8 protein-coding genes are annotated in these 11,704 nt (G+C 56.5%); 2 read left to right on the top strand and 6 right to left on the bottom strand.

Annotated features, from left to right (window positions below; genetic code table 11):
• Position 1 precedes the first annotated feature (1 nt).
• Positions 2-445 carry a low molecular weight protein-tyrosine-phosphatase Wzb gene (gene wzb, locus DVA43_RS02695; RefSeq protein WP_114314502.1) on the bottom strand — a complete coding sequence of 148 codons (444 nt, stop codon included), beginning with the start codon at positions 443-445 and terminating at the stop codon, positions 2-4.
• A gap of 5 nt (positions 446-450) precedes the next feature.
• Positions 451-1,587: a polysaccharide export protein gene (locus DVA43_RS02690; protein WP_103825076.1), complete on the bottom strand. Its 1,137-nt coding sequence runs from the start codon at positions 1,585-1,587 to the stop codon at positions 451-453.
• Positions 1,588-2,278: 691 nt separating this feature from the next.
• Between DVA43_RS02690 and DVA43_RS02685 the strand changes: the two genes are divergently transcribed.
• Entirely contained in the window at positions 2,279-3,862 is a 1,584-nt protein-coding gene (locus DVA43_RS02685) for a TerC family protein (RefSeq protein WP_114314501.1), read from the top strand.
• A gap of 39 nt (positions 3,863-3,901) precedes the next feature.
• Here the strand turns inward: DVA43_RS02685 and asmA are convergent, their stop codons facing one another.
• The 3 genes from asmA to udk form a co-directional block, all read right to left on the bottom strand.
• Positions 3,902-5,755: an outer membrane assembly protein AsmA gene (gene asmA, locus DVA43_RS02680; RefSeq protein WP_114314500.1), complete on the bottom strand. Its 1,854-nt coding sequence runs from the start codon at positions 5,753-5,755 to the stop codon at positions 3,902-3,904.
• Positions 5,756-5,782: 27 nt separating this feature from the next.
• Entirely contained in the window at positions 5,783-6,364 is a 582-nt protein-coding gene (gene dcd / locus DVA43_RS02675; protein ID WP_103825073.1) for a dCTP deaminase, read from the bottom strand.
• A gap of 89 nt (positions 6,365-6,453) precedes the next feature.
• Positions 6,454-7,095 carry a uridine kinase gene (udk, locus tag DVA43_RS02670; protein ID WP_032612454.1) on the bottom strand — a complete coding sequence of 214 codons (642 nt, stop codon included), beginning with the start codon at positions 7,093-7,095 and terminating at the stop codon, positions 6,454-6,456.
• 343 nt (positions 7,096-7,438) lie between these two features.
• Here udk and DVA43_RS02665 point away from each other — a divergent pair, with 343 nt between their 5' ends.
• Positions 7,439-10,768, top strand: a complete 3,330-nt coding sequence (locus DVA43_RS02665; RefSeq protein ID WP_114317058.1) for a diguanylate cyclase — start codon at positions 7,439-7,441, stop codon at positions 10,766-10,768.
• Here the strand turns inward: DVA43_RS02665 and alkA are convergent.
• Positions 10,736-11,602, bottom strand: coding sequence for a DNA-3-methyladenine glycosylase 2 (gene alkA / locus DVA43_RS02660; protein WP_114314499.1), 867 nt, complete (start codon positions 11,600-11,602; stop codon positions 10,736-10,738). The two genes, DVA43_RS02665 and alkA, sit on opposite strands and share 33 nt — an antisense overlap.
• Between the last annotated feature and the right edge of the window lie 102 nt (positions 11,603-11,704).

The raw sequence follows: 11,704 nt of genomic DNA, 5'->3' as shown, positions 1-11,704 counted from the left end.
ATTATCCCTGCTGAACGTTCAGTGCCTCTGCCCACTGGCGGGCAGACTGGTCGAGTAAGGTGTAAACCGCCTCAAACGCTTCATGGCTTTTGCGGTACGGGTCGGGGATCTCACGCTCGTTGTCCCAGTGACCAAACAGCATCACTTTGCCGCGCATCTCCGGTGCGATATCGCACAGGGCATGAATGTGGCGTTTTTCCATCGCGAGGATCAGGTCGTAGTCACGGCACAGGCTGGCCGTCACCTGACGGGCGCAATGCCCGTCGAGTGAAAGCTGATGCTCCGCCGCAACCTGACTTGCACGCTCATCGGCCCCTTTGCCCACCCGCGCGCCCAACCCGGCTGACGCCACGGTGAGCTGCGGTTGGTACTGCTTAAGTAGCCGCTCAGCGGTAGGGGAACGGCAGATATTCCCCACACAAACCACCAGAATTTTGTTAAACATCGTTATCACCAGTTGTGGTACTGATGTACCGTGTCGGTCATGGTATGGATATTGTTGATGGTCGGCATCAGCTGGTTCATCACACGGTTCCAGCGCGTTATCGGCGCGGTGGTGACATAGACCACGTCATATGGCTGGAGGCGGAAGCCGGTCGCCATCACCAGTGAGGTGGCATCAGACATATCCAGCTGGTAAACGTTGGCAATCTTGCCGTTCGCATTGTTTCCTGTAATAGGACGGATCACGAAGATACCGCTGGCATCGGAGGTGCTCATATCCAGCCCTTCCGCGTTGCCCAGCGCTTCGGTCAGGGTCATACCGCTCAGGTCCATCTTGAGGGTGCTCTGTTTCTTCACTTCACCCATCACGAACACTTTCAGGTCGTCATTGCGCGGCACAAACAGGATGTCGCCCGGATAGAGCAGACGGTTCTGGCTCAGATCGCCGTTCTGCATCAGCGCCTGCAGGGAGATACGCTCCTCTTTGCCTTTATGGGTCAGCACCACATTGCGCCAGTCGGCGCCATCAGTAAGCCCGCCCGCGGAGTTGATGGCGTCAAGCACCGTCAGCGGCACGTTGGTGATCGGCTGTTGGCCGGATTTATTCACCTGGCCGGAGACATAGACTTTCTGCGAACGGAATGCGGCGATATTAACGTCCACCTGCGGGTCAGCGATGTACTGCGCTAAACGGCCGGTAATATCACTACGGATCTGTGCGAGCGTTTTGCCCGCCACGCGAAGTTTGCCGACATAGGGATAGAACATGGTGCCATCCGCCTGAACCCAGTTGCCGGTATCGCTGGAGCTACGATACTGCCCCGCCGGGGTGGTCAGCTCCGGGTGATCCCAGACGGTGACGTTAATCACGTCCCCGGGCCCGACGCGGTACTGGTAGTTGGCGATCTCCTGGTCGAGATCGACATTCGGCCGTGCGACAATCGGGCGAGGGCGTAATTGTTCAACCAGCTGCGGGGTCATGGGATAAACGTTAACCATGCGGTTGATGTCAAAATCAGCATCCTGCTGTTTAATCACATCCTTACCGGAAGTTGAGATATTGCTGCCGGGGAAGATCGTACAACCACTCATCAAGGTCACAGAGACCAATAATGGCATCAATTTCATTTTGGATTTCATCATTGATTATTTATCACTATGGCAGAGTAATTATCCTGTGCATTTAAATAAGTGCGAAGGCGTATTACTTTTAGCATGCAGTCAATAAAAGAGAAATATAACTGGCATCAGTCCTAAAAGAAGCTTATTCGCTCTCAGGCTATTGACAGAATAATCGAGGCTGATTAACACGCTTTCAGGCACGCTACCGCCCTTGGCTTTCAGTTACCAATCTACTGTTTAAACAGCTAGTTAGGGGCAAGCACCCTCTTTGACAGGGTTTAATGAAAAAATATAACGGGCAGGATTAATCCGAACACGATATACATTTCTCAGGTCATTAAACCGACACAGAAATAGCACCAAAAACGACTGCTATTTGATGCTGAAAGAATTGTTGCAGCTATCCGAAAAGCAGGCAAGGAATCATCAACGAAGGCGTGGCTTTTAAGAATAATATTAACGGTCGCATTTCCGTATTTTTAGGAATAGCTTTATATTGACATTATTAAATAACGCCAGAGAACCTGCGATATTTCTTATTTTAATTTATTCGGAATTATTCCGATATTAACGTACAGAATGCAGGGTTTATTACCGGCCAGATAAGGAAAATCTATGCAGATAAATGCCAGGTCGGCATTGCATTTTTCTGGCGCAGTATCCATGATCGAAATGTGACAATTGTCATATAACGAAAGGTATTAGTCTCACTATGGAATGGATAGCAGATCCATCAATATGGGCCGGTCTGGTCACCCTGGTGGTGCTGGAACTTGTGCTCGGTATCGATAACCTGGTCTTTATCGCCATTCTCGCCGAAAAACTGCCCCCTGCTCAGCGCGACCGCGCCCGCATCACCGGTCTGTTAATGGCGATGGTCATGCGCCTGCTGCTGTTGGCCTCTATCTCCTGGCTGGTGACCCTCACCCGCCCGCTGTTTACCGTCCACGGCTTTGGCTTCAGCGCCCGCGATCTGATCATGCTGTTTGGTGGTTTTTTCCTGATCTTCAAAGCCACTGTCGAACTCAACGAAAGGCTGGAAGGCAAGGACAGCGAGAACCCCACCCAGCGCCGCGGGGCGAAGTTCTGGGCGGTGGTGGCGCAAATCGTGGTGCTGGACGCCGTCTTCTCGCTGGATTCAGTCATCACCGCCGTGGGGATGGTCGATCATCTGCCTGTCATGATGGCCGCCGTTATTATTGCCATTGCGCTGATGGTGATGGCCAGCAAGGCGCTGACGCGCTTTGTTAACGACCACCCGACCATTGTCATTCTCTGCCTGAGCTTCCTGCTGATGATCGGCTTCAGCCTCGTGGCGGACGGTTTTGGTTTCCATATTCCGAAAGGGTATCTCTACGCCGCAATCGGCTTCTCGGTGATTATCGAGGCGCTGAACCAGCTGGCGATCTTCAACCGCCGCCGTTTCCTCTCTGCCAATCAGACGCTGCGCCAGCGCACCGCGGATACGGTTATCCGTCTGCTGAGCGGCAAAAAAGAGGATGCTGAACTGGATGCCCAGTCCGCCTCGCTGCTTGCCGACCATGACAACAGCCCGATCTTCGCCCCTCAGGAGCGGCGGATGATTGAGCGGGTGCTCCACCTGAACCAGCGCTCCGTCAGCAGCATCATGACCTCGCGCCATGATATTGAGCACATCGACCTCAATGCCCCGGAGGCGACCATCCGTGCGCTGCTGGATAAAAACCAGCACACCCGCATTGTGGTCACCGGTAGCGACCGGGAAGAGGAGTTGCTGGGAGTGGTTCACGTGATTGACCTGCTCAATCAGCAACTGCGTGGCGAGCCGTTAAACCTGCGGGTACTGATCCGCCAGCCGCTGGTCTTCCCGGAAGTGCTGCCGCTGCTGCAGGCCCTGGAGCAGTTCCGTAACGCGCGCACCCACTTTGCTTTTGTGGTGGATGAGTTTGGTTCCGTGGAGGGGATTGCCACCCTCAGCGACGTGATGGAGACCATCGCGGGTAACCTGCCGAACGAAGTGGAAGAGATTGACGCCCGGCATGATATTCAGAAAAACGCCGACGGCAGCTGGACCGCTAACGGCCATATGCCGCTGGAAGACCTGGTGCAGTATGTGCCGCTGCCGCTGGATGATAAGCGCGAATATCACACCATCGCCGGGCTGCTGATGGAGAACCTGCAGCGAATCCCCCAGCCGGGCGAAGAGGTGCAGGTGGGTGATTACGCGCTGAAAACGCTGGAGGTGGAGAACCACCGGGTGCAGAAGGTGCAGCTGATCCCGCTGATCACGGAGGATGATGTGGATTACGAGGTGTGATGCGGTTCCCCTCACCCTCTCGGGTGAGGGGGGATAGCGCTACTGAAGCTTATCCAGCAACTTCTTCACATCTTTCCCGTTTTTCGAATCTTTATTCTTCTCCGCCCAGTCGCTCAGACGACGTTTCGCTTCATCCTGGAGATGCTTACGCAGCAGCTGGTCCACCTGCAGGCTGTAGTTCAGCGCCTGCCATTTGCCGTATACGTTCAGCGGGATCGGCGTCGTTTTCAGGAAATCGACCAGCTTGCCTTCGCCAAGCCAGCCCTCCAGCACGCGAACTTTGAAGCGGGTGTCGGCGGTCTCCTTAACCAGATCCAACGTGCCGTTGCCTTCGAGCATCAGCATTGGTGATTCGCCCTGCATCCCCTCAAGCGTCACCTGCCCCTTATTGAGGGTCAAATCGGTGACAAAGTTGTCCAGACGGGTCGCATTGTCAAAGTTGTCTTTAACCTTCACGTTACTGCTGCGCTCCACCGCCTGCTGCACCAGCTGCTGGAAGTTAAGCCCTTCCATGCGGGTATTGTGCATTTCCAGATGCGCCTTACCCTGCCAGTTGTGGCGGAAGGCTTCCGCGTCAATCTTGCTGCCGGAGAAGTCCCCGGCCAGGTTCAGGCTGCCGGTCAACGCAATCGGATAATTGAAGGCCTTCAGGATGGTGCCGATCTCAATGTTATCAAGACGCGGCTGGAAGGTGGTCTGGGCGGTGGCTTTACGCACGTCGAGCGTGCCGGGCAAGGAGAGCTGCCCTTCCCCCAATTTACCGCTCAGTTCCGCAATGGTCAGAAGCCCGTTCTTGTTGCTCATCTGGCTGCTGACCTGAGTAAAGTCCATCCCGCGCCAGCGAATGCTGTTGGCTTTGAGCTGGATATCGGCACTGAAACCGCGCAGGCCATTGTAATCAGGTTCGTCCAGACTGGAAGCGATAACCGGGCGCTGGGCTCTGGCCTGATTTTGCCCCTGCTGTACCGCCTGATTGTTTGCCGCTGCGGTCGCCTGCGCCGGGAGCAGATTTTCCAGATTGAGCCTGTCGAACTGCAGGTTCATGTTCCATTGCGGGTCGGTTCCCAGGATCACGCTGGCCTGCCCGGTAAGGGCGCTGTCATTAGCCTGCAGATTGAGTTGGTTAAGCGCGAGCTGTTTCTGCTCTTCGCGCCATTGAACCTGCAGCGTGCCCTGCCCGCTGATGCCCTGCGCTGGCAGATCGACGCCGGTCAGTTGCCAGGTGAGCTGCTGAATATCGGCATTCAGCAGATGCGGATAGTCAGAGGCGTTGACGTTAGCGCTAAACGCGAGGTTCAGATCGCGCTGATTGCGGTTCACGCGGGCGCTAAAATCAATTTTGCCTTTGTGATGTTCATCCTGCTCCATCTGCAGGTTGAGATTGCGAACCGTGACCTGCTCATCACCCTCGTGCTGGAACACCAGCACGCTGTCAGCCACCTTCAGACGACCAATGTCAAATGACCAGCCCGCGTCTTCCGCTTTATCGGGAAGGGTATTTTCCCGCGGTGCCACCGGGGCATCGGCATTACGAACCGCTTCGGTCTGCGGGGTCAGCTGGATCACCGCCCCTTTAAGCATCACCTGGTTGACCTGTAGCTGATGCGACAGCAGCGGCATTAACGCCACGTCAAGGCGCATATTGTCGGCAGTCACCAGCGGCTCGGTGGCCCCTGGCGCGGTGAGCGACATGCGCCCGGACAGGATGCTAAGCTGCGGCCAGACGTGCCAGCGCAGCGGGCCATCCAGCTTCAGGACATAGCCGCTGCGCGCCTCCACCTGACGCACCATATAGGCGCGAAAGTCATTGGGATTGACCAGCAGAACCAACGCTGACAGGCCTGCAATCAGCACCACCAGCAAAATCATCAGCGTTGTCAGAACTCTTCTCATGGCTTCCTCAATGGACCGGATTTAAGCTCAATCTTTATCAATACGACTGGCGACAGCACCCTGCTGATCGCGATATTTAGCATCCTGGCGGCGGTTGTACGGACGTGCCGCCGGGCCGGTTAACGGCTCGAAACTCAACGCGCCAATCATCATGCCCGGACGCAGCGCCAGGGGCAGTTTACCGGCGTTGAAAAACTCCAGCACAATACGCCCTGACCAGCCCGGATCGATACGGTGCGCGGTCACGTGTACCATCAGCCCCAGACGCGCCAGCGACGAACGCCCGTCGAGCCAGCCGACCAGATCCGCAGGCAGGGTGATAGATTCAAAGGTGACAGCCAGCGCCAGTTCACCCGGATGTAAATAGAACGCGTCGCCGTCGTCCAGCACGATTTCGTCGCTCATCACCCGATCGAGTGCGGCGCTGACTTCATCTTTCGGCCCGCTGAGGTCGATAAAGGGCGCGGTATGGCCGCTAAAGGTACGAAACTTATTCCCCAGACGGACATCGACAGTCACGCCGTTAATGCGCTCGACCGGCGGGCGCGGGGTAATGCTCAGACGTCCTTCGTCCAGCCAGGCTTCAATATCTCGATCACAAAGACGCATCACTTTCTCCTTTCGTGCAGCGCGCCCTCAGGCCACCAGAGCCGGAGGGCGAGCCCGGTTATCTTTGAACGGTACACAATTCGCGCGTGTTATTCAAAAAACTGGCTGATTTTCGCTTTCAGAATATCAATAGCGATGCGGTTTTTACCTCCGCGCGGCACGATGATATCGGCGTACTGTTTGGACGGTTCAATAAACTGCAGGAACATTGGGCGAACCGTTTTCTGGTATTGCGCCATCACCGAATCCATGGAGCGGCCGCGTTCGTTCACGTCGCGTTTGATACGGCGCATCAGGCAGATATCGAGCGGTGTGTCGACAAAAATCGAGAAGTTCATGGATTCGCGCAGACGGGCGTCGGTGAGCAGCAGGATCCCTTCGAGGATAATGACCTTTTTCGGCGCAATGCGCACCGTTTCCTGCAGACGGGTGTGTTCAACATAGCTATAGACGGGCAGCTCAATGGCGGTGCCGTTCTTCAGGGCCTGAAGATGCTGGAATAACAAGCTGTGATCCATCGCGCTGGGATGGTCATAGTTGGTCTTGACACGCTCTTCCATCGACAGATGGCTTTGATCTTTGTAATAGCTGTCTTCTGGAATAACGCCGATGTGCTCATCACCGACCTGTTCACGTAATTCACGGTAAAGCGTACTGGCAATGAGACTTTTACCTGAAGCCGATGCGCCGGCGATGCCTATAATGACGCACTGATGAGACTTATCAGTCATAAATTTTGCGACCTGAGTAACCTGGATGTAAGGAAGGACGACGCCTGAGCGTCAAACGCGGCAATTATAGGGATTTCATCGGCCTGATACCAGCCGAATAGAAATGTTATGCGAGACGCGTTCAAAGACAGTGCAGATTATTCCTGATACAAATTTTTTCGGCTACTTTTCCAGCGCCAAAGATGAATTTTTTGCAGGATAAGTATTTAATAATGCTGTGATGTCAATTTATCAGCGCATACCATATAAATTGTAAATTGTTTGTACTAGCATGAAGAAAATTAAAAAATGAACTCGTCCGGAGCAGACTCCTGGCGGCATGGCGTCTTCGGATAAAGCGGTAATGAATAAAAAATACCAGCGCGTTTTGGTCACTACGCCACATCCTTTACTACGGCTTGTCAGTCTTGGACTGGTTACCTTTATATTCACACTTTTCTCGCTCGAATTAACGCGTTTCGGCACTTTTTTGGCGCCTTTATGGTTCCCCACCTCTATTATCATGGTGGCGTTCTACCGCCATGCCGGAAAGATGTGGCCCGGCATCGCCCTCGCCTGTAGCGTCGGTAATATCTTCGCCACCTGGCTTATCTTCTCCTGGGATGCCATCAACCTGTGGTACACGGGCATCAACATTGTAGAGGCATTTGTCGGCGCGTTATTGCTGCGCAAACTGCTCCCCGGCTACAACCCTTTGCAGAATCTCGGGGACTGGATCCGTCTGGCGATCGGCAGCGCGCTGATCCCGCCCCTGCTGGGTGGCGTGCTGGTCTGGCTGCTGGTCCCGAGCGACGAGCCGCTGCGCAGCTTTATGGTCTGGGTGCTGTCAGAATCTGTCGGCGCGCTGGCGCTGGTGCCATTAGGGCTGCTGTTCAAGCCGCACTATCTGCTGCGCCATCGCAACCCCTGCCTGCTGTTTGAAACCCTGCTGACCATGGTGGTGACGCTGCTGCTCAGCTGGATCGCCCTGCATTTTTTGCCCTGGCCCTTTACGGCCATCATTGTCCTGCTGATGTGGAGCGCCGTGCGTCTGCCGCGTCTTGAAGCCTTCCTGGTCTTCCTGGTGACGGTAATGATGGTGTCGTTGATGATTGCCAAAAATCCGGTCCCGCTGACCACGCAAAATGTTGGCGCGATGACCAACGCCCCGTGGCTGCCCTTCCTGATGATGCTGCTGCCCGCCAACGTAATGACCATGGTGATGTATGCGTTTCGCGCCGAGCGTAAGCACATTACCGAAAGCGAAGAGCGTTTTCGCAACGCGATGGAGTATTCCGTTATCGGTATGGCGCTGGTCAGCACCGACGGACAGTGGTTGCAGGCGAACAAAGCGCTGTGCCAGTTCCTCGGCTACTCCCAGGCCGAGCTGCGTTCCCTTAGCTTCCAGCAACTCACCTGGCCGGAAGATTTAGAGAGCGATCTGGAGCAACTGGACCAACTGCTGCAAGGTAAAATCAACAGCTACTCGCTGGAAAAGCGCTACTACACCCGCAGCGGCGAGGTGGTCTGGGCGCTGCTGGCGGTCTCCCTGGTGCGTCACGCCGATGGTACCCCGCTCTACTTTATTGCCCAGGTCGAAGATATTAACGACCTCAAGCATACCGAATGGGTGAATAAGCGCCTGATGGAACGTATTACGCTTGCCAACGAGGCTGGCGGGATTGGCATCTGGGAGTGGGATGTCAAACCCAACGTCATCAGCTGGGATAAGCGCATGTTCGAGCTGTATGAAGTGCCTCCCCACGTTAAGCCCACCTGGCAGCTATGGCATGAGTGCATGCTGCCGGAAGATCGTGCCATGGCGGAACAGGTGGTACGGGATTCGCTGGCGGCCCGCGTTCCGTTCAAGCTGGAGTTCCGTATCCGGGTGAAAGACGGTATCAGGCACATTCGCGCTCTGGCGAACCGGGTGCTGAATAAACAGGGCGAAGTGGAACGCCTGCTTGGTATCAATATGGATATGACCGAAGTCAAAGAGCTGAACGAGGCGCTGTTCCAGGAAAAAGAGCGTCTGCATATTACTCTCGACTCCATCGGCGAAGCGGTGCTCTGTACCGACGTGAATATGAACGTCACCTTTATGAACCCGGTGGCGGAGAAGATGAGCGGCTGGCTGCAGGAAGAGGCTTTGTCCCAGCCGATCCTCTCGGTCCTGCATATCACCTTCGGCGATAACGGCCCGCTGATGGAGAACATCCATAGCGGAGATATGTCCCGCAGCGATATCGAACAGGATGTGGTGCTGCACAGCCGCAACGGCGGCAGCTACGATATTCACTACAGCATTACCCCGCTAAGCACCCTCGACGGGCAGAACATCGGCTCGGTGCTGGTTATCCAGGACGTTACCGAATCGCGCAAAATGCTGCGCGAGCTGAGCTATAACGCCTCTCATGATGCCCTCACCCACCTGGCGAACCGCGTCAGTTTTGAGGCCTCCCTTAAGCGGATGCTGCACACCGTGCAGGAGACGCGCCAGCGTCATGCGCTGGTGTTTATCGATCTGGACCGTTTCAAAGCGGTCAACGACACCGCAGGCCACGCGGCGGGGGATGCGCTGCTGCGGGAGCTCTCCTCCCTGATGCTGAGCATGCTGCGTTCCACCGATATGCTCGCCCGTCTGGGCGGGGATGAGTTTGGCCTGCTGCTGCCGGACTGCAACACGGAAAGCGCGCGTTATATTGCCGGACGCATCATCGACGCCATCAACGGCTATCACTTTATGTGGGAGGGCCGCCTGCACCGCATCGGCGCCAGCGCCGGGATCACCCAGATCGACGAGCGCAATAACCAGGCCTCAGAGGTGATGTCGCAGGCTGATATCGCCTGCTACTCGTCGAAGAACAGTGGCCGTGGCGTGGTGACGGTGTATGAACCGCAGCAGGAGCGGATGCTGAACGCGCCGGGCGCTATCTCGCTGGACGAGCAGTGGCACATGATCAAAGACAATCATCTGCTGATGATCGCCCGCAGCGTCGCCTCGCCGCGCATCCCTGAAAGCAGTACCTTCTGGATGCTTGCCCTGCGCCTGTGGACCAACGACGGCGAGATGCTCGAAGAGCAGGCTTTCCGGGCGGGGCTGGCGGAGCCGGAGTTAATCCACGCCCTGGACAGACGTATTTTGCAGGAGTTTTTCCGCAACTTCGCCACCCCATTGACCAACAAAGGCACCGGGGTCGCCCTGCCGCTCTCCATGGCCGGTCTTGCCAGCGCCACGCTGGTGGATGAACTGCTGGAGATGCTGCGCGCCTGTCCGCTGCAGCCGCGCCTGCTGCATCTGATCGTTAACGTCAGCGTCCTGACGCAGGAGGATGACAATACCCACCACAATCTGCAGAAGCTGCGTGAAGCCGGATGCCGTATCATCCTGAGCCATGTAGGCCGCGATATGGAGGTGTTCAACCACCTGAGCGCGCAGATGGCCGATTATCTGCTCCTCGACCCCGAGCTGGTGGCGAACGTTCACGGAAATCTGATGGATGAGATGCTGGTGACCATTATCCAGGGCCACGCCCAGCGGCTGGGCATCAAAACAATCGCCGGGCCGAGCAACCAACCGATCATGATGGATACCCTCTCCGGCATTGGCATCGACTATATCTACGGCAATACCATTGGCGAGCCGCAGCCGCTGGAGCTGCTACTGAATACCAGCTACTTCGGCATCAACTGACGGCGTCCAGCCGTCGGTGTACCAGATATGCAGCAGGGCGTACGAGCGCCACGGCTGCCAGCGTTCCGCATAGCGGCGGATTTGCGCCGGGGTCATCCCGGCAAAGCGCTGCTTAATCAGATAATCATCCGCCAGAAAGACATCTTTTGCCTGCCAGCCGCGCAGGGCGAAGTAGTTCGCCGTCCAGCGGCCAATTCCGGGCCGGGTCTGTAGCGCTTTAATCGCGCTCTCAATATCGGCCGGGGCCTCTGTCGGGAAATCCCCTGCCATGACCGACCGGGCCAGATGAATCAGCGACTCTGCGCGTTTCAGTGGCATGCCCAGCGCTTTCAGCGCCAGCGGATCGGTTTGTGCTACCGCGGCAGGCGTCGGGAAACAGCGATAGCCCAGCTCCCCCGGCAGGGGTTCACCACAGAGCGCCACCAGCTTCGCGGTGAGCTTCGCGGCCATCGCCACGCTCACCAGTTGGCCGAAGATGGCGCGCACGCCCTGCTCCCAGGTATCCATCGAGCCCGGCAGGCGCAGGCCAGGCCGCGCGGCGCCGAGCGAGCCCAGCGCCTGGGCGATCTGCTGCGGATCGCAGTGCAGATCGAACAGGCGGGTGATGCGCGCCAGGCAGAGATCGGCCACCGGCAACAGCCCGTCGCTGAGTACCACCTCCAGCGTGCCCCCGGGCTGCGGGGTGACGTGGATCAGCCCCTGATGTCCCTGGCAGGCAAAGCTGCGGGTATAGTCGGTGGGGGTCACGATTTCAATCCCGGCGACCGCACGATCGCCAAGAAATTTCAACATCCATTGCCAGTCATAGGGCGGGTGCCAGGTGAGGGTAAACATCGTCGCTCCTTTTTTTGTTCTGTCACAGCATAAACGGAGATCGCCACCTGCGCCTTGCTTTCATATTCCAGTTGTCGCCAGCCTGACATTTCGCTACAGTCT

It is taken from the genome of Leclercia sp. W6 (assembly GCF_003336345.1).
GTDB lineage: Bacteria > Pseudomonadota > Gammaproteobacteria > Enterobacterales > Enterobacteriaceae > Enterobacter.
Note: the sequence above shows the minus strand (reverse complement) of the source record. Positions and strands in the feature narration are given on the sequence as shown.